At 56.6% G+C, this 21,758-nt stretch carries 17 protein-coding genes; 4 read left to right on the forward strand and 13 right to left on the reverse strand.

Annotated elements, in window-relative coordinates; all coding sequences use genetic code 11:
- Positions 1-112: 112 nt before the first annotated feature.
- Complete coding sequence (locus ACGY09_RS17975; RefSeq protein ID WP_397568810.1) at positions 113-2,581, reverse strand: DUF1553 domain-containing protein; 2,469 nt, start codon at positions 2,579-2,581, stop codon at positions 113-115.
- Positions 2,582-2,901: 320 nt separating this feature from the next.
- On the opposite strand from ACGY09_RS17975, the gene ACGY09_RS17980 reads away from it, so the two are divergent.
- A complete protein-coding gene (locus ACGY09_RS17980) occupies positions 2,902-3,354 on the forward strand; it encodes a hypothetical protein (RefSeq protein WP_397568811.1) in 453 nt (150 codons plus the stop codon).
- Between the two features lie 158 nt (positions 3,355-3,512).
- On the opposite strand, the gene ACGY09_RS17985 is transcribed toward ACGY09_RS17980, so the two are convergent.
- The 3 genes from ACGY09_RS17985 to floA form a co-directional block, all read right to left on the reverse strand.
- Entirely contained in the window at positions 3,513-4,430 is a 918-nt protein-coding gene (locus ACGY09_RS17985; protein WP_397568812.1) for a putative DNA-binding domain-containing protein, read from the reverse strand.
- A gap of 57 nt (positions 4,431-4,487) precedes the next feature.
- Positions 4,488-5,102: a redoxin family protein gene (locus tag ACGY09_RS17990; RefSeq protein WP_397568813.1), complete on the reverse strand. Its 615-nt coding sequence runs from the start codon at positions 5,100-5,102 to the stop codon at positions 4,488-4,490.
- 96 nt (positions 5,103-5,198) lie between these two features.
- Positions 5,199-6,158, reverse strand: a complete 960-nt coding sequence (floA, locus tag ACGY09_RS17995) for a flotillin-like protein FloA (RefSeq protein WP_373653595.1) — start codon at positions 6,156-6,158, stop codon at positions 5,199-5,201.
- An 850-nt stretch (positions 6,159-7,008) separates the two neighbouring features.
- Between floA and ACGY09_RS18000 the strand changes: the two genes are divergently transcribed.
- Positions 7,009-8,400 carry a hypothetical protein gene (locus ACGY09_RS18000; RefSeq protein ID WP_397568814.1) on the forward strand — a complete coding sequence of 464 codons (1,392 nt, stop codon included), beginning with the start codon at positions 7,009-7,011 and terminating at the stop codon, positions 8,398-8,400.
- Here the strand turns inward: ACGY09_RS18000 and ACGY09_RS18005 are convergent.
- The 6 genes from ACGY09_RS18005 to ACGY09_RS18030 form a co-directional block, all read right to left on the reverse strand.
- Positions 8,360-9,370: an alpha/beta hydrolase gene (locus ACGY09_RS18005; protein WP_397568815.1), complete on the reverse strand. Its 1,011-nt coding sequence runs from the start codon at positions 9,368-9,370 to the stop codon at positions 8,360-8,362. The genes ACGY09_RS18000 and ACGY09_RS18005 overlap by 41 nt on opposite strands.
- 21 nt (positions 9,371-9,391) lie before the next feature.
- Entirely contained in the window at positions 9,392-10,672 is a 1,281-nt protein-coding gene (fabF, locus tag ACGY09_RS18010; protein WP_373653592.1) for a beta-ketoacyl-ACP synthase II, read from the reverse strand.
- 82 nt (positions 10,673-10,754) lie between these two features.
- Positions 10,755-11,261, reverse strand: coding sequence for a 3-hydroxyacyl-ACP dehydratase FabZ family protein (locus tag ACGY09_RS18015; protein ID WP_397568816.1), 507 nt, complete (start codon positions 11,259-11,261; stop codon positions 10,755-10,757).
- 323 nt (positions 11,262-11,584) lie between these two features.
- Positions 11,585-11,980: an acyl carrier protein gene (locus tag ACGY09_RS18020; protein ID WP_373653590.1), complete on the reverse strand. Its 396-nt coding sequence runs from the start codon at positions 11,978-11,980 to the stop codon at positions 11,585-11,587.
- Positions 11,981-12,124: 144 nt separating this feature from the next.
- Complete coding sequence (gene fabG / locus ACGY09_RS18025) at positions 12,125-12,880, reverse strand: 3-oxoacyl-[acyl-carrier-protein] reductase (protein WP_397568817.1); 756 nt, start codon at positions 12,878-12,880, stop codon at positions 12,125-12,127.
- Positions 12,881-12,973: 93 nt separating this feature from the next.
- The gene (locus ACGY09_RS18030; protein WP_373653588.1) at positions 12,974-13,453 is read right to left on the reverse strand and encodes a 3-hydroxyacyl-ACP dehydratase FabZ family protein; all 480 of its coding nucleotides are present in this window, start codon (positions 13,451-13,453) and stop codon (positions 12,974-12,976) included.
- Positions 13,454-13,652: 199 nt separating this feature from the next.
- Here ACGY09_RS18030 and ACGY09_RS18035 point away from each other — a divergent pair, with 199 nt between their 5' ends.
- The gene (locus tag ACGY09_RS18035) at positions 13,653-17,471 is read left to right on the forward strand and encodes a UvrD-helicase domain-containing protein (RefSeq protein WP_397568818.1); all 3,819 of its coding nucleotides are present in this window, start codon (positions 13,653-13,655) and stop codon (positions 17,469-17,471) included.
- A gap of 458 nt (positions 17,472-17,929) precedes the next feature.
- The gene (locus ACGY09_RS18040; protein ID WP_397568819.1) at positions 17,930-19,120 is read left to right on the forward strand and encodes an ISAs1 family transposase; all 1,191 of its coding nucleotides are present in this window, start codon (positions 17,930-17,932) and stop codon (positions 19,118-19,120) included.
- Positions 19,121-19,145: 25 nt separating this feature from the next.
- Here the strand turns inward: ACGY09_RS18040 and ACGY09_RS18045 are convergent, their stop codons facing one another.
- From ACGY09_RS18045 to ACGY09_RS18055, 3 genes are all read right to left on the reverse strand, one after another.
- Positions 19,146-19,580, reverse strand: coding sequence for a hypothetical protein (locus ACGY09_RS18045; protein WP_397568820.1), 435 nt, complete (start codon positions 19,578-19,580; stop codon positions 19,146-19,148).
- Positions 19,581-19,844: 264 nt separating this feature from the next.
- Entirely contained in the window at positions 19,845-21,254 is a 1,410-nt protein-coding gene (gene tnpC / locus ACGY09_RS18050) for an IS66 family transposase (RefSeq protein WP_397568821.1), read from the reverse strand.
- A gap of 60 nt (positions 21,255-21,314) precedes the next feature.
- Complete coding sequence (locus ACGY09_RS18055; protein WP_397568822.1) at positions 21,315-21,548, reverse strand: hypothetical protein; 234 nt, start codon at positions 21,546-21,548, stop codon at positions 21,315-21,317.
- Between the last annotated feature and the right edge of the window lie 210 nt (positions 21,549-21,758).

Below are 21,758 nucleotides of genomic sequence, written 5' to 3' on the forward strand. Positions count from 1 at the left end.
TTCCGAAGAGTATCGTACCGGCCCTTTCGCTCTCTTCGAGCCATTCTGCTGTCTTGCGTCGAACGCTGTCTTGAGTCGAACAAAGTGCGGACACGACTGGAACGGCGACGTTCTAGCGAACGAACAAAAATCCTTTCGAGTTAATCAAAGCCCACAGGAGGTCTTCGTAGCATTCTTTTGGCGTCGTGTATTCCGTCAGCAGGCGTTCGGTAGCACTGAGTTCCGCCGAAGAGGGTGGGCGACTTAGCGTGGCGAAATACAGGTCGGTCACGATTTCTGCGTGCGACTTTTTCTCGCTCAGCAACTTTTCCACTCGTCCCGTGCTGGCGGCAATCTTGGTGGCAATGACATCCCCATTGAGTGTATGCAGCGCCTGAGCCAGATTGGCGTCGGGCGACCGTTCGCATTCGCAGACACTCACACGGCGCGGTTTGGCGAACGTATTGAGGAAATAGTCGGGATACTCGGCATCAGGGATTTCGATCGCTCGGGTCCCCAGTGGCAGACTCTGAAACTTGGTCTGTGTCCCTGCAGCGTCGTCGATGGCGTCCAGCAGGGGCTCGGCCGCCAGACGTTTGACTTCGAAGTGACTGTAGAAGCGGGAATCCGCGACGTTTTGGGGCGTGGGCTGGGAATCGAGTTGATAAAGCCGGGATACCATGATGGTTCGGATCAGGTGCTTGAGATCGAAGTTGTGTGCGACGAAATCGTCGGCCAGTAACTGGAGCAGGGCCGGGTTGGTGGGGGGATTGGAAGCTCGCAGATCATCCACGGGTTCCACGAGTCCCCGTCCCAGCAGAAAGCCGACGTAGCGATTGACGGTCGCGCGAGAGAACGCGGCATTCTTTGGTGAGGTCATCCACTGGGCCAGAGCGATGCGCCGATCGAGCGGATGATCCACCGGTCCGGCGTCGAGCGGCTTGGGAGCCATTCGCTGTCCCGTGCGTGGTTGATGGACTTCACCTCCCGTGCGAATCACGACGACCCGTTCGAGTCCGAACAAACCGAATTCCTGGCTCGACTTCAGGCCGGTGCGTGCAAAGAACGCGGCAAAGCTGTAGTAGTCGTCCTGGCTGTATTTTTCAAACGGGTGATGATGACACTGCGCACACGTCAGTCGCGTTCCCAGAAACAGTTGGGACGTCGACTCGGCCAGCACCTGCGGGGTGCTGTTCACGATGAAATAATTGGCGGGGCCATTGGAGTAACTCGAACCCTTTCCCTGCACCAGTTCCGAGACAAATTTGTCAAACGGGACGTTGGCCCGAAAGGCCCCCTTGATCCAGTTATGCAGGGCCCACATTCCCGTTTCCTGCAGTTCACGGCTGCTGTTACGGAGCAGGTCGGACCACTTCAGTGTCCAGTAGGCGGCATAGCGTTCGGTGTAGAGTCCCCTGCGTGGCGAATCAACCAGACCCAGGACACGATCAATCCAGTGCGTCCGTCGCTCAAGGACGGATGTCGTATCGTTCGCGCTGGCCAGGAACTCTTCAATCTCGGCCCGCGTCGGTAAGGTGCCCGTGGCGTCCAGGAAGATGCGGCGCAGAAAAGTCGTGTCGTCGCAAAGCGGTGAGGGTTCAATCCCCAGTTCCCGGAACTTATTCGCTGCAAGGGTATCGATCGCGTTATGGTCGACCCAGCCTTCAAGCTGGGCCGGGGGACCGTAGGGAATCACGAACATCGCGATTTCGGCCTGGCCTTCAAAGCGGACCATGACCGGGGCCTGGCCTCGTCCGGTGACCTTGCAGAATCCCTCGCGAGAGACATTGACGAGCCCTTCGTCCATCGAATCGAACTTGGCCCAGGCAGTGACGTCGCGTGTCTGGCCGTCGGAGTAAACCGCTTCCACTCGCAACTGCTGTGTCAGGCCCGGTTCGCCATTTCGCTGGGCGGGGGTCACAATCAACCGTGACACGGGACGCTCCGTTCCTGGGCCGGGAGCCCCCCCGCGGATCCAGGCGACGAGCATTTCATAGTCGCGGGATCCCCGATCCAGCCGGCGTCCTCCCCCATGGGGGATTTGCATGGTCGGTTTCTGTAGCAGCAGACTCGCTGTCGGTTCGAGCAGATTGACTCGCCGGCCAACAGCTTCCCGCACCATTGCGGTTCGATCTTCGGCGGGATCAAAGCCGAAGACAGACAGTTTAAATCCACCCTGTCCATGCTGGGCTGCGTGACAGGCACCCATGTTGCAGCCGGCTTTGTAGAGTGCCGGTCGGACCTGTTCGAGATAGTTAACCACCGGCTCTGCCACGACGTCCGTGACGACGACATTTACCGACTGGACCCGTTCACCCACTTTGACGGTGATGGTCGCCGTGCCATCGCCCCGCGGAATGACACGTCCCGCCGCTGTCACGACGGCCACCTGCTCGTTGGAAGTGGCGAACTCCGCTTGAGAAGTCAGGTCTGCTGCGCGCGTCGCTTCGGCGCCCGGATGGGTAACCAGCAACTGAGTCTGAGCGAAATTGCCTTTGAGAACGACTTCGCGGGGGATGACTGACAGAGCGTCCGCAGAGAAGACCGGCTTCATTCCGTAGACAGTGGAAACCAGTAAAGCCAGCAACAGACGGAATAGCATTGGCGGGCTCCAGACATTCGGCAGGGCTTCAGGCCGATCAGGAGATCAGCCGGATGGAGGAGCCATCATGATCGATCCAATAATCAGATGCAAATGCATCCGTCAGGGCATTTTTGAGAGTCGGTGTTGATACAAGCAGCGATTTTCCTCGTCCTTCTCTGGAATTCGCCGGAGGAGAATCGCAGAATTGCAACATTCGGTGAGTCGAATCCACCGAGATTGGAAGTTTGACTAGACGCACTGGTTCGCCCAGATCTACCCCGACAATTCATCCGGGAGAGTGGCGTCCAAGCAAGCACATTCAGATTCGGAGTTCTTAAGTGCTCGATGCAGGAGAAACCGAATTCGGGCGGCGTAGGCAACTTGCAGCCGATTATCTGTATCGAGGAAAGAAAAAGCGTCTTCTGGAGTGGCTGTTCCTGTACGTCGGATTCCTGGGAATCGCTCTTTGTTTCACTCCAGAAGATGACCTGCTGATCGATTTGATTCTAGGATTGCCAGTGACCATCCTGGGTGTGGCCTGGTGCTTCACGGATGCGGCGGAACGATCTTTTCGTCTGGGTCCCGTGATGAAGCTGTTTCTGATTTTCTTCTTCATCTTCGGGATTTTCGTCTACCTGATTCGAACACGCGGCATGCGCGAATGGCGATCTCTCGTCACGGCAATCGCTTGTATTGTTGCCTTGTTCGCCTGTCTGTTCGGAACGGCGTACTTAACCGCCAGTCTTTTTTTCGATGCTGACGGAAACCAGGGTGCGATCTGGTTTAGTTAGAAATATATCGCCTGCGGTCCGGGCTTCATGACCGATAGTCTGATGTCAAATTGAATTCCTCTACCTGTCACGCCGGTTCAATTGAGGTCGCTGTTCCAGCGGTGCGACAGGACGACAGCCTGCTTAATCGCAAATTCACTCGTCAATGGGGGCGGGTTTTAGCGTCGTTGGATGGCGTTCGCGGGCGTCACTTCAAGGACTTCGGCAAATAGCGGTGCTGCGGTCCATTCACGAAACCAATGCTGCAAGTCGTTCTTCAGAGAATCGAGATCGAATTCGGGAATGCCGCACAAAGTCTGCAGAGCCACGCCGACGGGCTGTTGCTGGTAAAGTGCCGACAAGAGATGGTACTGGGAGCGAGTCACTTCGAACCGGCGAACGATGTAATCACGGCGCGTAATCACCAGATACACGGGGCGGGGGTTCGGAAGAGTGGGTGGCGTTCCGCGGCGAACGGCGGTGGCGTATTCGTGAACCGGGAATCCGAACTCCCTCAGTCGCACAGACGCATGAAACCGGAGCACCGATGCCGCAAATTTTTCGGGCGATAAACCGGCGAGAGAATCCGCGCTGAGTGACGGGACTCGCTCCGGGCCGGGACCGTCAAAAACGTCGTTGTAAACGGCTTCCAGGCGTGTGAGGTCGATCAGAAAGTCGGCGAAATCGAACTCAGCACTCCCGGGATTGCTCTCGCGAGGGGGGCGGGTCGACCGGAGGTAGGACTCGAACGAGGTACCCAGTTCCGCCAGGGTGTAGCTCTTCGACGGGTGGCTGACGAGATAGCCGAATGCCAGGCCATCGAAGGCGTCGTCACCCGCCGCCTGCCGTACTGCAGGGAACTGAGAACGCAGGCAGTCCAGCAGGCGTCCGAAGTAAGCGTTGCCGTAAATGCGCAGCCGATCGAGACTGCTCAGGCGCTGCGAGGGGAGTATGACTGACTCAACATCGGAGACGCTGGTCGCGAATCGTTCCATCGCCGGAGAGGATGCGATTCCTGCTTCGATCCCCAGCGGATCCGTGATGACGGATTGCAGCCAGCTCTGAATCACGTCGAGGGGAGGGGGGCCGGACGACATTGCGGGGTTCGTTCAGGAAGAGCAGGGGGGATCCGAAGACCCGTCCGCGATCTGCGGTTATTTACGTTCGCGGGCGTAGCGTACCCGGCAGCCTCGACCAATTGTTTCCTTGACCTCGGGGGTTTCGCCTTTGAGGGACGTGTTGATGGCTTCCTCGACGTATCGTCTGGTGACCTTTTCCGCGTCGGTCGAATCGTCGAGTGCTCCCATGTAGACGACCTTGCGGTCCTGGTCCAGCACAAAGTATTCAGGGGTGAACGTGGCCCCGAAGTCCCTGGCGATTTTTTGCGATTCGTCATACAGGTAAGGGAAGGAGAGCTTTTGTTGTTTGGCCCGTTGTGTCAGCTTGTCGAGGCGGTCGGGTGCAATCTGGTTAACACAAATGGCAACGAACCCCACCTTGCCGTCGGGACCGCCGTATTGCTTTGACAGGGCGTCGAATCGGGCCTCGTAGTCGATAGCGGTCGGGCAACTGAGACAGGTGAACGAGACGACGAGGACCTGCTTTTCCTTGAGGTCGCCGGTCGAATGAGGGTTTCCGTCGGAGCCGGGCAGTTTTTCCCATGCGGGGGCCACCTGACCGATGCTCAGAACTTCATTGAATTCACCGGCAGTGCAAGTCAGGTGACCGAGGCAGGTGACGATGACCGCCAGCAGGTTGGAGAGACGCATCAGCGCAGTTCCTTCATTCAATGAATACGGCTTGACCTCGCGAGGGCCCTGATGTCTCACAAGGCGACGGTTGTGAACCACAATGCTTGAAAAACGTTATGCCGCACCGTTGTGGTTGTCCTGGGCTCGCAGGCAACCCGATCGGTAGGCATCCGCCATGGCAAGGGGGATTTCCGCCTCGGCCAGAACGACCTTCGACTGATTCTCGACGGTGAGTGCTTTCATTTCCTGTTCGGCAGCCACGGCCCGGGCCCGTCGTTCTTCGGCCTTAGCGCGGGCAATTCGCATGTCGGCTTCCGCCTGATCGGCCTGCAGGCGGGCGCCAATGTTGTCACCCACATCGATGTCCGCGATATCGATCGAAACGATGGCGTAGGCGGTCTGGGAATCAAGTCCCTTGGCGAGCACCGTTCTGGCGATCAGCGTGGGATTGGCGAGAACTTCGTTATGCGTGTTACACGAGCCGATGGCCGAGACGATCCCTTCGCCGACGCGAGCGACAATCGTGTCCTCGGTGGCTCCGCCGACGAGCTGTGCGAGGTTGGTGCGAACCGTCACACGCGCACGTGCTTTCAACTGAATCCCGTTCTTGGCGACACCGTCGAGCGTGGTCCGGCCGAATGATTTCGGGTCCGGGCAATCGATCACCTTAGGATCGACGCTGGTCTGAACGGCTTCCAGGACGTTTCGTCCTGCCAGGTCGATAGCGGCGGCGGTATCCCAATTCAGATTGATACGGGCACGATGAGCGACGATCAGTGCCCGGACCACCGTTTTGATATTTCCGTCGGCCAGATAATGCCCTTCCAGCCGCTCGGTCGTCACCTCTTTCAGACCGGCCTGCACGGCCATGATTTTGGCGTCGACGATGGCGGTCGGGTTCACCTTACGCAGCGACATGAAGAAGAGTGCAAGCGGGCTGATTTTCGCCCGCGTGACGAAGGCTCGCAGCCAGAGTCTGAAGTAGGCTGCGAAGATAGCAAGACCCACCACGACAAGGAGAACACCAGCGCCAATTACGATGATCATCAGGGCTTGGATCGTCTCTTTACTCATCGAAGTCGTTCCTGAACGAGAGCAGTGGTGCCTGTCGTAACCTGATTCACTACGCGAGGGGATTCACTACGGGATGCGCGACCCCGGTCAGATGGTCAACTCCGTTACTGCCGCTTTGACTGGATCGCCAGAATCGGATTCTGTGGGAGGAGACAGCGGTGATGGGAGGCAGTCTCTGATTCCGTGGTCCGATCCTGATCCGGATCATCTCGAGCAGCGGATCGATTCTAGGATGCACGGGGGGAATGGTCGAGCGACTGTCTCAATTCGATTCGTAAAAACAAAAACCGCAGCCACATTACTGTGACTGCGGTTTTTTGAGAGACCGTGGAAGTGTCGCCTTGCTCTTCCCGCCAGAATTGCAAGGGAACCACGGCCGGGACGCATTTCAGGGTGATCCAGTCGCAACACAATTCACATCACAGTCGACCGCGAGGTCTTGTATGGTGCGGGGCGGTATTGTCGAAGGAGGATCGCTCGTTGCCTTTTTACAAGTGTAACTGACGTTTCGTGAACTGTTTCACGCACAATATAAATCGGCGGGATTCGCCGTTATCACGAGTCTCTCGGACAAAAGTTGTCGGCTTTCGCCGGACCGATGTCTGGAAAACGGGGTAAGACGAACATTCGGTGTGGCGAGACATTTCCGGTTCTCGCGTCACGGCAGCCTCGCCGCCGCTGGACGAACATCCCTACAATTCCATCGTCAGTCAAATCCTGCATGTTTTGACCTCCGTCGCTGTCTCACGCCAGCTCAGTGACGAGGACCGAACTGCTGGAATGCGTTGGAGTATCCTCGGCACGGATGTCGGGTCTGTGGATCCGCACATTTCTTTCAGGAGATTCAGACATGGCTACCGTCCTGCAGACAGCAAACGATTCTCTCGCCAAGTTGACCGAACACTCCTGGAAGCCTCAGCCCGCGCCGGCACGCTTTGTCCATCAACTTCTGAATGAATGCCTGCAGCAGAGCCCGTTCGGGGCAGCGCTGTCACAGCGGATGCTGGACGAAACGGGGACTCGCCTGCTCGATTGGATCGACCACTTTGGGATTCCCCACGTCGACCCGATACTCGGCGAATTGCCCGGCGTAGGATATGTCGAGACGAAGTCAGAGGGCGGCGAAGCTGCCTGGCATCATCCTGAGGGACTCTTTCCCCGGATTCGAGTGATCGAGGGGAAAAGGCGCGAATTGGCGATCAAGGTCGAGTCCGTGGCGGATTTTCTGTTTGCTCACGAAATGACTGATGTTGCGATTGAAGGGGAACCCTGGTCTGCACTGCGGCGAGCTCGCGTCGCCAGCGATGCAGGTGTCGATGTGATCGTCGTTGAACGGCATGGAACCCTGGCGTTTGAACCCTCAGCGGCCGATTCCCTCATCACGGCTCTCGTCGCGCTGCACTACGAACGATTTCTGCTTCGCCGGCGTGACTTTGAACAGGACGCGGAAGGCTTTGCTGCGGCGGGAGAGCTTGCTGATGCGGCGATGAAGGACCTCGGACGCGACCGGGCCTGTGAACTGTTCTTCAAAGCCGAGCGACAGTACTGGCAGCAGCGGAATCGAGCGGGGCGAATCCAACTTGCCCGGCAAGCAGTCCTGGGGCTGGGGTGGGCGAACCACGACCATCACACCTATCGTTCCAGCCGTGAGACCTTTGTGCTGCTGATCGCATTTCTGGAAAAGCTGGGCTTTGTGTGTCGCGAGCGCTTCTACGCGGGCCGCGAAGCGGGCTGGGGAGCCCAGGTCATTGAACACCCTGTGACGGGTGTCACCATCTTTGCGGACGTTGATCTTTCTCCTGAGGAACTGGCCCAGGACTTCTCACACGAACCGCTTCCCGCCCGAGCCCAGTTGGGGACAGTCGGGCTGTGGTGTGCCCTGCATGGCGAAGCATTTCTGCAGGCCGGGATGCACCATCTCGAATGCCAGTTCGACTTCTCTGCAACGCGCGATCAGTTGAAAGAGGCTGGGATCGATACGATGCCGCCGTTCACGGATTTCCCGTATCTGCGTCAGGCGTTTACGCGAGGCGAGCAGTGGAAGGTCAGGCCTGAACGAGTCGAGCGGCTTCGTGCGGCGGGTCGAATCACTGACGCTCAGGCCAACCAGTTTCTCTCTCAGGGGGCCTTAGGGTCGCACCTCGAGATTCTGCAGCGGGATGACGGATATAAGGGGTTCAATCAAACCGGAATTAACGAGATTATTTCAGCAACAGATCCCCGCCGATCGCTGCACCAGTAACTTTCAGGTGCGGGCGTTGATTCGACAGCGTCTCGCGCGGGTCGAGCGACGAATCGAAAAAATCACTGATACGTCGATCGTATTCGATCGGGGCCACGTGCCGGGCGCGGTTGTGCTTGGCGGCGGGGACCAGCCACAGTTTCGCCCTCGGAGAATCCAGACGGCGGTACAAGTGACGCCCGACATCCGGGTGGACGTAGTTGTCACGTTCCCCAGCGACCAGCAGTACAGAACGATTTCTGAGCAGCTGCAGCCAGTTCTCCAGAACCACATAGGGGCGTTTCCGCAGAAGTTGACTGGTCCAGCGAACCAGGACCGATGTCAGGCGGATGTGCCACATTGGCAACAGCGGCAGGAAGACACGGGGAACGTAGAGGGTTGCCCAGCGGGAAATAAAGTGTACCAGCAGGGCATCGGTGGAATAGGCACCCTCGCAGAAGACGGCCTTCACACGTTCTGACCGGGCAGCAGCGATCAATGCGGGAGTCGATCCACGACTGACCCCCATCACTCCCAGCGGCAGGTGATTGAGGTCTGGTCGGCTGGCGATGAAGCGGAGGGCCGAAAGGGCATCTTCCACTTCAAACTCCGTGGCCCAGTGCAGCGGGGAATACCCCTGCAGGGACTCGCTTTCACCCTGATTTCGGAAGTCAAAGGCGACGACCTTGAAGCCCGCTTCCAGTAACCCGCGGGCGTAGATCGATGCCGACCAGTGGCTTCCTTCGAGTTCGGGGCAGAAAAGGATGACACCCCGAGGGACGCTCTGGCCGTTAAAGTGGATACTTCCCCGGAGAGTAATTCCATCGCGAGTTTGAAACGAGACCTCTTCCGCAGCCGGATCCCGTGGTACAGGCGGGACAGAGAAAGGAGGCTTCGTTTCGAAGATCCGCAGCACGAGACGAACATAGATGCACTGGACAATAACATCCACTGCGACCACGCTGGCCACGAGAATTGACAGCCAGAACAATTGTCATTTCCTCTGACAGAACTAACTCTCAAATTCCGCGAATATCAATGAGCAGTTCTGACCACCGAATCCGAAGCTGTTCGACAATGTACGACGGACCTGAGCCTCGCGAGCCTGATTGGGGACGTAGTCCAGATCGCAGTCAGGGTCGGGAGTCTCGTAGTTGATTGTCGGTGGCAAGACGTTGTCTCGCATCGACAACAGGCAGGTGATCGCTTCAACGCTTCCAGCAGCGGCGATCAGGTGGCCCATCATGCTCTTGATGCTGGAAACGGGCGTCTTGTACGCGGAGGGACCGAACGATGTTTTGATCGCCGCGGTTTCGACCTTATCATTAACTTCTGTGCTGGTGCCGTGAGCATTGATATACTGAATATCTTCGGCATTCAGCTTGGCGTCGCGCAAAGCCATATTAATGCAGGCGACAGCACCCCGACCTTCAGGATGAATGTCGGTGATGCGGTAGGCGTCCGCCGTGGAACCATAGCCGACCAGTTCTGCATAGATCCGGGCACCGCGCTTCTTCGCGTGTTCGAGCTCTTCGAGAATCACCATCCCCGCACCTTCGCCCAGCACGAATCCGTCCCGGTCGCGGTCGAACGGACGCGAGGCACGCTGAGGCTCGTTGTTGTGGGTCGACAGCGCGGTTAACAGGTTGAAGCCCGTGACACCGAAGGGGTGAATCATGCTGTGGGCACCGCCCGAAAGCATGACGTCGGCGTCACCACGGCGAATGATTTCGGTCGCTTCGCCGATTGCCTGACTGGATGCCGCACAAGCGGTCAGACAGTTCAGGTTCGGTCCCTGTGCATCGAACAGGCTGGCCAGATGGCCTGCCGGCATATTCGGTTCCTGCTCCAGTTCCTGCTGCGCGTGCAGGCGGGTGAGTCCGACGCGAGTGAACGCTTCGAGGTCGACATGACCGTCGTGCTGCGACTCGGCAATCAGGCTCATCACGCGGGCAAAATCCTGCTGACCTTCGCCCGCACCCAGATAGATTCCGAACCGTGACGGGTCGACGCTGTCGAGGACACCGGAATCATCGACCGCTTGACGGGCTGCGCCAATGGCGAACCGGATGTTCAGGCCGCAATGCTCGAACCGTCGCGGATCATCGACGTAGTTCTTGAGGTCGAAGTTTTTGACTTCGGCGGCGAATGTCGTCGGGAAGTGCGAAGCATCAAAGTGCGTAATCGGACCGATTCCGCTCTTGGCTTCCTGGAGTGACTTCCACATCTCTTCGACAGTATTACCGATCGGGGTGATAGCTCCGATACCGGTGACGACAACTCGCCGTCTCATGTTGAACTCCAAGAATAAATTCTTTGATGGATGTCTCTGACGTGATTAGCTGATTCTCGTGGAAGCGAGCACTGCGACGGAGTTACGGATTCCCTGACGTGGAATCTTCTTTGCCTCCGTCACCCGCTTTTCCAACATCCATCACTCCCAGCAATCGCATGGAAAAAACGAAATTCTTCTGATCGATTCGGACTCCGCCAGCGACATTCTCGCTGACATGAGCGAAGACGATTTCGCCTTCCGCCACCAGTCGATCGCCGACGTGGGCTGTCGCTTCGACCATGCCCCCTTCGTCCCGCACATCGATCAACTTCGCGGTATAGGTCAGGGTGTCGCCGGGAATGGCCCAGCTGTGGTATGTCATTCTTGGCACCTTCGCCAGAATGACAACCTTGTTGAAATCATTCACTTTTCCGAGAAGGATGCCGCCGGTCTGTGCCATTCCTTCCAGCATCAGTGACGGAGGCATCACGGGAAAGCCCGGAAAGTGGTCGTGCAAATGATCTTCCGCCAAAGTGATGTTCTTGATCGCTTTGGCATGAGAGCCATCTGCAAATTCAACAAACCGGTCAATCCAGATCCAGCGCATGATGTTATTGATCCATCTCGGACAGTCGGGTCGCCACGATTTTGGACGGGCCAGAGCCCTCAATGTCCAAAACGGTCTTTCCTGACAGTGTGGCTAATTCCGTGTAAATGTCTATTTCTGCTGGTCATCCCGCGCGCGAGCGACATTCCGCAGAGCACTGGGGCGGGCAGATTGCCGTGACCAGGGCACTGAACGCAGAAGGTCGTTGATCCCCGTGCCCGTCAGACCGGCGCAAAAAGGGATCTCGCTGCTTCGTCGATTTCTCCGAAGCAGCGAGGTATCGCTTGTTCAATGAGAGCAGTTCTCATTGGAATGCTCGTGAACTAGTTCAGCTTCGAAGCGAGGAAGTTCACAACCATGTTGACGGTGAACAGGTCTTCGACGTTTTCAACCTTGGGATCTTGAGCCAGCTTGTCGATGGCGGCCGAGTCCGCGTGGGGCAGCTTGGTTCGCAGTTCGCTGAGACCCTTTTCGGTGACTTTCCCGTTTTCGGCGAAGCCGGAATCCGCGGCGAACAGACTTTCAGGGAACAGTTCGTTGCGGGGAATCTTGATCCCGAAGTTCTTTTCGAGACGGAAGACGATATCGAGGAAGTCGATCGATTCCGCTCCCAGGTCGGCTTTCAAGCGTGACGCGGGCGTGACATCGTCGTCATCGACCCCCAGGGCGTCGATCAGTGTCGCTTTTACTTTTTCGTAGATTTCGTCGTGAGATGGCATCCAAGATTCTCCTGAGAACTGCCGTGCCGGACCACATTGGCTTCCGGCAGTTCATTTCTAATTTTCACCCAAATTCAAATAAATCGATTTATCCCGACGGATGGAGTGAGTCATCAATCGGTCAAATCATGTTCCTGACAAAAATTAACCCATACCACCAAGTGTCAGTCCTCCATCGACTTTCAACACCTGGCCTGTGATGTAGCTGGATTCTTCGCTCGCCAGAAACAACACCGCGTTGGCAATATCTTCTGGCTTCCCCAATCGCTTGACGGGAATGGAGTTCTTTACTTTGTCTCCTGCAGCATTCACAACCGCGACTGTCATGTCCGTCTCGATGAATCCGGGAGCGACACAGTTCACTGTGATGCCCCGCTTGGCGTACTCGGTGGCGAGACAACGAGAAAATCCTTCGATCCCCGCCTTGCTCGCCGCATAGTTGGCCTGGCCGGGATTGGAAAAGTCAGCGGCGACGCTCGACATATTCACAATTCGACCAAACCTGTTACTCATCATCGGACGTATTGCGGCCTGACAAAAATTAAAGACACTCGACAGATTCGTATTGATGACTTCATGCCATTCTTCGGCAGACATCGCGAGCACCAGTTTGTCGCGAATAATGCCCGCATTGTTGACGAGGATATCCAGGCGCCCCCATTTTGACACCACGTTCTCGATGGCGGCGTCCGCTTCCGATTTTTGCGACACATCAGCCTTAATCGCGTACACTTCATGACCTTGCGACGTTAGATCGGTCACGATCTGGTCAGCGGCCTCCTGGTTGGACTGATAGACGAAAGCCACTTTCGCGCCGGCTTTGGCGAGTGCGAAGACGATTGCTTTTCCGATCCCGCGACTTCCACCAGTAACGAGTGCGACACGTTCAGAGACATTCATCGTAGTAGATCCTCAAAAATCGCCGTATCTTGCCGACCAGCGTCAGATACGTCTCAGTTCCATTGCGAATTTATCCGGCGCCGCGAAAACGCGTCAGGCTTGCGGGGGTGTCCAGATCTGTTGAAATATGTCCCGGTAAGTTTGAATTCGAAGCGCATCAGAGTCTGCCAGTGATGGATTTTGATCACGCAGATTAAATGCTTCGAGGGTGAGCTTCGCGGAGACCGCCGAATCACCGTTCACCGTTCCGGACCCGTTAAACTCCCAGGTTGTGCCTGCCTGCTTGCGAACCGCCATCTTCACGATCAACGTGTTTCCCGGGGTCACAAAGTTATTGTAACGGATGGCACGCACTTCCTTCAGCATGACGGTGCTGTAAGCAAAATTGTCCGCGTGCCTCATCAGCCAGCCGCCAGCCTGAATCAGCGTCTCCAGCATCAGCACGCCTGGCATGACGGGAAACCCGGGAAAGTGATCCGCCAGGTATTCCTCGGCCAAGGACAGGTTTTTGAGTGCCGTGATGGACTTCTGCGGTTCCAACTCCGTAATGCGGTCAATCAGCAAAAATCGCATTCAACTACGTCCATTTCCGCACCGTCGCACTGATCGTGAACTCAGGCAACGCGTGCTACTGCAGGTCGGGTTTGCAAGAATCCTACTCACACACGAGCGACCATAAATAGTTCATTCTATAGTGTGTCGAGAATACCACACAACCCCGGAACTCTCTTCACGCTGCTCGTGGATGTAAGCCTTTTTGGAATAATCGGTTATGAGTGACGAAGCTGGTCGATCCGTGGGAAAATCCCCCTCGTTCACCCCCCAACAAAGTGATGCCATTCACCGCCGCGGGGTTTCCATTGCCCTTTCTGCGGGGGCCGGATGCGGCAAGACATTCGTGCTGACACAGCGTTTTCTGGCAGGTCTGCAGCCCGCGGGGACCAGTGCCGAATCGCCCATCGATCTGCATCAACTGGTGGCGATCACCTTCACCGATCGCGCCGCTCGCGAAATGCGAAACCGGATTCGTGCAGCCTGTCATCATCAATTGCAAACCTGCACAGCCGATCACGTTGACCATTGGCTGGAAATTTTGCGGGGACTGGACGGGGCACGCATCAGCACGATTCACTCGTTCTGCACCAGTCTGTTGCGGTCGCAAGCTGTCGAAGCGGGACTCGATCCCCAGTTCACAGTCCTCGAACCGGCCCTGGCCGACACGCTGTTACGACGCGTCGCCCGGGATACACTCCACCGACTGCTGGAGCAGGGGGATGAGGATGCCGTCGCGTTCACTGTGCAGTTCGGTCTCGAACGGGTTCGGGAGCATCTGCGAGCTTTCACCCTGCAGCGTTTCCAGATAGATTTTGCGGCTTTCAGCGAGGTCACGCCCGAGTTACTAGCAACCCAGTGGTTGCAGAAGTGGCAGACTGATTATGTGCCCCGCCTGGTCGACAACTTCCGTAAAGCCCCTCTCGTAGAGCGGTTGCGGGAAGCCTTATCCGGATCGCCGTCAAAGAACCCGACGATGATTGAGCGGATTGGCATCCTGAGCACGCTGCTGCATCCCGAGACCCCCTGGGCAAATGTCGAGCAAACGCTGGCAGACATTCGTGATCAGTGCCGCGTCCAAGGAGGGGGCGGAAAAAAGGACTGGGTCTCGGACGAACGGCAGGAAGAGGCCAAATTAGTCTTGGAGAAAATGCGCAAGGCTGTCGACAAATTGCGGGAGCAACTGGAATTTGACCCGCAGCACGTCGCCATCTCTGCGGAACTAGCCTGCCGTGCCGTCCGTCTGACCCAACTGACCGCCGCCGAGTATGCCGCTGCCAAACGGGCTCAGGGGGTGCTCGACTTCGACGATCTGCTGCTGCATGCACGGGATCTGCTTCGGGATCACGAAGCCGTGCGTCAGCGAGTCGCTTCCAGCATTCGTCTGCTGATGGTCGATGAGTTTCAAGACACCGATCCCGTTCAGGCCGACGTCGTTCGCAGCCTGTGCGGTGCCGCATTGACCGCCGGTAAGCTGTTCATGGTCGGTGACCGCAAGCAGTCGATCTATCGCTTCCGCCGAGCCGACCCGACCGTCTTCACGTCGATGAGTGCCGAGCTCCCCCCGCACGGGCGGTTGCCCCTCAATGTGAACTTTCGCAGTCAGCCTGCAGTGCTGAATTTCGTGAATCACCTCTTTTCTGCGTCACTGGAGGAGTACGAGCCGCTCGACCCGTTCCAGAAGGTCCAGCATTCGCCGACACCGGCCGTGGAGTTTCTCTTCGCCTGGTACGACGTCGTCGAGACCCGTCAGCAGGAAGAGGAATCGGGTGTCGGCGAAGCGATAACGGCAGAGGAGGACGAGGAGACTCGCGCCAACGCGCCCCAGTTGCGAAGACGGGAAGCAGACTGGATCGCGCGGCGAATCTTTGCATTGCTGGACGACCCCACGCCGCGGATTCGAAGTCATGCCAGGGACGCGCAGGGGAATCCGATTCTGCGCCGGACCGAACCGGGTGATATCGTCATCCTGTTTCGTGCCTTGTCGAACGTCCAGGACTACGAAGCGGCTCTCCGTCGTTATGGACTCGAATACTACCTCGTCGGCGGCAAGGCATTTTTCGCGCAGCAGGAAGTCTTCGACCTGCTGAACCTGTGTCGTTATCTCGATGATCCTGATGATCTGATCGGGCTGGTCGGCGTGCTCCGGTCGCCGTTCTTCAATCTGAGCGACGACGCGATCCAGGCACTGGCCACTAGTTCGGATTCCGGGGCGAAAGGGGCAGAGGAGGTCGCTGCCTCCTCGCAACAGATTGCCGCAGAGGGAAAAGAGCAGGGGCCAGGTCACCGTTCCCTGTCCCGAAACAAGCCTTCGCTTCACCACGCACTGCAGCAGGAACCACCCGCATTTCTACCCGACGATCAAAAGTCCCGGATTCGGTTTGCAAACGAAGTTCTGAGCGATCTTCGTAATTTGAAGGACCGAATTCCGCTTGCCGATCTGCTGAATCAAGGGGTTGAGCGGACCGGTTACGACGCTTCTCTGCTGGCCGAGTTTCTCGGGGAACGTAAACTCGCCAATCTGCGAAAGTTGATCGACATGGCGCGGCAGTTCGATCGCGGCAACGCTTACACCCTCAAGGATTTCGTCACCCGTCTGCAGACTTCGGTGCTGGAAGAGTCGAGTGAGGAATTCGCCACCACGCAGCCCGAGTCGGGAGATGTCATTCGGTTGATGTCAATCCATCAATCCAAGGGGCTGGAGTTTCCCGTGGTGATTGTGGCCGACATCGATCGGAAGGGGCCACCGCGAGGCGGCTCAGCCATCCTGCATCCCGAGCTGGGGCCACTGATCAAGCAGCCGGAACAATTCGGACGTCAGGTCGATAACCTCGGCCTGAAGATGTACAAGCTGGACGAGGATGAAGCGGATGCGGCGGAAACGATTCGCCTGTTTTATGTCGCCTGCACGCGAGCGGCCGACTACCTGATTCTGTCCGCCGGAATCGAGCCTGAGAAGCCCGCTCAATCCCCTTGGCGAATCCTGCTTGAGTCCCGGTTTGATGTCAGTACCGGCCTGCTGAAAATGGATCCCCTGCTGGGGACTTCGGAGTTTGGGACCGGAGGACGCGACACCGTTCCGGAAGTCTTCATTCATCGTGAAGCGTGTCAGGTGCCTCGCTTCCATCTGCATCACGAAAAACACATCGCGGTCGGAGAAATTCCCGGACGTGTGCTGCACGCAGAGCCCGGCGAGTTCCCCGTCACCTCCCGCGTGTATGGACCGGATCGAAACGATCTGGCGGTTCTCAGCGTGTCACGTCTCGAAGAGATCGACGCGACGCTACGGGCACCTCACCAGATCACGCCGCATCCGGGACAGGAAAGGGGGCAGGAACGGGAACGGGGACAGGATGCCGAATCGTTCATTGATCCCGATCAGGCGACCGCCTTGGGAACGCTGGTTCACGCAGTGCTGGAAGTGGCCCGCTTTGACGAGCCCGACGGCTGGGAAGAATTGCTCACCCAAGCCGTGCAGCGGAGCCCCGATGCGATCCCACAAAGAGTCGTTCGTCAGGCCGAGATGATGCTGACGAAATTTTTCAGTTCACCACTGGCGCAGGAACTCGCCGGCTACAAATCAACTCAGCGAGAGGTGGAATTCTTCCTCCCCTGGCCATCGAACCTGAAGGAGGACAGGCCCAAGGAGGGCAAGTCCGAGGCTGCGGAGGCCGGTGCGCGGCCTGTTCCGCGACCCGATCCGATGATTGCCGGTGTCATCGATCTGCTAATTCAGGCCGATCAGGGCTGGCACGTCATCGACTACAAGACAGGAGAATTTCCGCTCGAGGTCCCAGTCGAACAACTGCTGGCCCCGTATGAAATCCAGATGCGGCTGTACGCCTACGCCGTGCAGCAATGGTTCGGAGTACGACCGCACGAAGTGTCACTCGTCGTATTCCGACCCCAAGTTCGCCGAATCACCCTCGAATGGTCCGACACCCGCTGGGCCAAGGTCCAGCAGCGCGTCAGCAACGCGTTCAACTCCCTCAGAACAACACCCCAGAACAACCTGCCGCCCCACTTCGAGGCTCGTTAGCACAGTAGTCCATCGGCACGGTAGGCAGTATTTCATCAGCCCAGTAGAGGGTTCAGGCAATCAAGGCTGGCTCAACCCAAGTAGCCCTGTCGTTCCGCGACAGGAAAGCCAAAGTACGCCTAGAAGTAGTTTCAAAACCCGATAGGTAATTACTGTTGCATCTGGCTTTTCACGCAGAATTCAATCGGCAAGTTTTGCAGACGAGGGTTTTGAAACTGCTTCTAGCCTGGAAGACTTCACCTGCCGGACAAATGCGTTTCGTGCATGCCATCAAAAAGTCTAACAACTTGCGACGCCACTAAATGAGACCTGCCCCCGTCTCCTTTCCCCATCTATCCGGGGCACGGCCAGCGCGCATAGATAGGCGATTTGGGAAGACTGGCGCAAAGACCTTTGCGCTGGTACATGTTAGACATGGCACTTCTCGTGGGACTCTCTGTTGATCGACACAGGACGAGATGAGCCGCTCGGGAGCGGGGCATCCTTTCATGGCGGAAAAGCTGGTGAATGTCGAGTCGATTGGATCTTACTTCGAGTCGCTTTCGGATCCTCGGCATGAACGGAATCGGAAGCACCTGTTGGGAGACATTATCGTGATCGCCGTCTGCGGAATCCTCTGCGGAAGCGACGGTCCCACAGCCATTCATCGCTGGGCAGCAAATCGTCAGGAATGGTTGTCGGAATTCTTGCCGCTGCCCAACGGCATCCCCTCGCGCGATTGCATTCGACGTTTGCTGATGGTGCTTAGCCCCGAAGCGTTTCAGAAGTGCTTTCAGCAATGGATTGCCAGCCAGCTGATATCCTCCGAAGAGGATGGTAAAGAGAATAAGAAACGCTTGATTGCGATCGATGGGAAGACGTGTCGAGGTTCGCGTTCTGTTGCTGAGGGACTGAGTGCGCTGCACATCGTCAGCGCCTGGGCAAGCGAAGAAGGGATCGCCCTGGGACAAGTGGCCACGGAGGCAAAATCGAATGAAATCACAGCAATCCCTGAACTTCTCCGCCAAATTGGTCTCACCAATTCGTTGATTACGATCGATGCGATGGGCTGTCAGAAAGAGATTGCAAAACAGATCGTCGATGGCGGGGGCGATTTTGTCATCGCAGTGAAAGACAACCAACCGACACTGAGCCAGGCGATAGAAGACTACTTTGCGAAACATCTTGAGACTGACCTAGACGATTTGAAGTATCACAGTCATGAGACAAACGAGAAGGGGCACGGTCGATTCGATGAACGCTCTTATTACTTGACCGTAGTCCCGGGAGACTTCCCGCTGAAGAAAGAGTGGCCTTGGGTGAAGGCCATCGGTTATTCATTGCGGTTGTCACAACAGGGGAACGGACCACAAAGTTGCGAGGTTCGTTACTACATCAGCAGTCATTATTTCAGCGGCAAACGCTTCAGTGAGGCTGTCCGCGGCCACTGGAGTATCGAATCGATGCACTGGGTGCTTGATGTGACCTTCCGCGAAGACGATAGCCGCACGCGCGAACGGACGCTGGGAAACAACCTCAGCTGGCTCAGGCGTTTCGCGGTCACGCTGCTCAAGAGCCATCCCATCAAAGACAGCCTCCGCGGAAAGATGATCCGATGCTCAATGAACACAGACTTCCTTACACAAGTTATTACTCGTCAATATGTTTGATATGCGCTGGCCTTGCTATCCGGGGTTACCACCAAGTCCGTTCAAGTAGCATCATTTTGCTGTCTGGGTCGACCCACAGATTCGATGAGTAGCCTTGCCCAAAACTTTCAGGGAAAACATAAAGAGTCTTAGCATTCTTTAAAGGAAACCATGAAGGTTTCGGCGTCAGATTATTCGCACGCGACTCTGATTCCTTGTCAAGCGAGCTTTGAATCAAACCAAATGTATTTACGACTAGTTCTAGGTCTGTATCAGACTCATAAGACATTAGGGCAAGGTAAATAGGGTCGTGCCCAGGATCTCTCACAAATTTTTCGACATAGCGAAGCCCGCCTTGCTCAGGACACTTTTCCCAAGGGGGGAAATTCTTTCGATTTTCGGATATCAATGGAATTTTCCCGCATCCTGCGATCTGAAAGATCGCCAAGCATAGCCAAGATACCGTAATTGCGTTGCGCATTTTACTTACCTCTATTCATAAAGTTAGTCTCTACGAGGTCTTCCATCACGCCGCTCGTTGCGAACGCGATCTCGTGGTGCTGGACGATCTGGATTGTTGGCACATGGCGAAGCGGGAGGAGAGCACGGAAAGTTTGCCGTAAATTTGATTCGACCGGTATTGAAGCTTCCTGAAAGTAACTGTTAAGCGCGCCGAGCCCCTTCGCCTCATTTTTGGGGGCGATTTCGAATGCGAGTTACGTTGTTTTCGAGGGATGTGGGTGGTTCAAGAGGTATTCTGACTGAGCGGCAGTGGGGTGGGTTGCCCGGCTTGGACAGCACTGATCAACTCGAGTCCGTATTGAAGGAACTGACGGCCTTGCTTGTGACATCTCTGAACGATTGATTTGATATTTGCAAAGGCTGTCGCACCCCAATCCGTCCGATTCACTCCGCCGTCGGCACGCGTGGCGGCGACACTTCGAATGTCTCGTTCGGCTGGTGTGTTATCTGGGGGGATGTGTGGATGATCTAAAAAGGTAAAGAGTTCATCTGCATACGTCCGCAATCGCTTGAGTATGCGTTTAACATGGGTGTTTGTGCTGATCGTCGTTGCCAGTTCCCCGAAGCGGTCTGAAATCGCATCAATTTGTTGAGTATAAGCCTTCGGCGACAGTTCTTCACGCCGTTTGCCGAGTGCGATGGCGTCTTGAAACAAGGTGATCAGTGGTTCGATGATCCGCTTGACGCAGATCGCAGGGACTTTCTGGCGCAGGCTGTGCAGTTCTCGCAGCAGATGGACCAGGCAGCGCTGCTTGGTCGCTTCCATCGCGTTGTAGGCGGCGTAGAAGTCCGTCACCAAGACACCGGGCAGCGAGTCTCCCAGTGCCTCGCGAATTACGGCACCGCTTCGAGAATGCCGAATCAGGTAGATGGCAATTTGGGGATTCGAGAAGCACCAGGCCCAGACGTTTTTGCCATTGATGCGCCAGCCCGTTTCATCGGCGTGAATCAAGTTTTGCTGCCGCAACAGATCGAGCAGATCGGTCACAACGGGAGCGAACAGCTTGCCGCCCCAAGCGAGATGTCCCAGCGCTCCCGCCCGACTCAACGGAATTCCCGACCACGGCGACAACAGATCGCAGCTTTTGCCCAGCGAGATCCCCAGATGAGCCCGGCAATACAGATTCAGCAGCCGTGCGCGAGGTCGCAGATGACTGCCCGGCAGTTCCAGTTCCGCACGACCCTGGCTGGTTTTTCCACCGTCCTGACACTGATACTCAAGTCGCCGATAGCGATGGTAGACAGGTTTCGGCTCAGGAATATCAGTGACAAGATGATCATCAAAACGGCCCGTCGGCTTGATTCGGCGACTGCCGCAGCAGGGGCACGAGTCGATCACCACCTCGTGGCATTCGACTTGATCAGGGGAGATGTCGTCAAGTTTCGGAGGATCACGAAACACGCCGGGATGCTGCCGAAATGGCTTCTTGCGACGATCCTGCTTCTCACTTCCCGCAGGCGGCTTGCGATTGGATTGTGGCTTGTAACCCTGACGGCGAACCCGTTCCAGCTCCGCTTCCAATTCCGAGATCCGAGCATCACGCTCCGCAACCTGGGCTTCCAACTTCGCCACGCGATGCAGCAAAGCCGCTACCTGCTCTTTGAGTAACGCAACATCATCCAGGATGCTCAAAATTTACCAAACCCTGGCCACTGGAAAAGCCCAAAATGACTTAACAGTTACGGTCCGACGTCAGAGGATATGCTCATCCGGCAGGCCCTCCATCGAATAGAGTTCTTTCGTCGGACGCCCCAATCCGGGATGACAATGATCAGCCAGCTTGTCCACGGGCATGCGCTTCAAGATGGCGGAACGGAAGAAGTGCTGCCAGCCGCGACGCAGCTTTTGATAAGCCGTCGGCGACAGGATGTTGGCGAAAACATCAAACAGCGGAGTTTGTCGAGGGTCTTCCAGATACCGTACCACATCGCTCCATAAGCAAGAAGCGTGGTAAGTAGCACGAACAAACGCAGACCGATAGGCTAAACGAAGAAGACACGCCGTTTTCTACCAAGACTTTTGTCGCACGTGTCACTCGTCGATCTGCAAGGCGTCAACAAGATTGCCTCGTATTGCTCTAGGTGTTCGCATAATGACTGCCTCGACCAGCAGAACTGGAATGACCTTTACGCCGCC

This window comes from Schlesneria sphaerica, assembly GCF_044336245.1.
GTDB lineage: Bacteria > Planctomycetota > Planctomycetia > Planctomycetales > Planctomycetaceae > Schlesneria > Schlesneria sphaerica.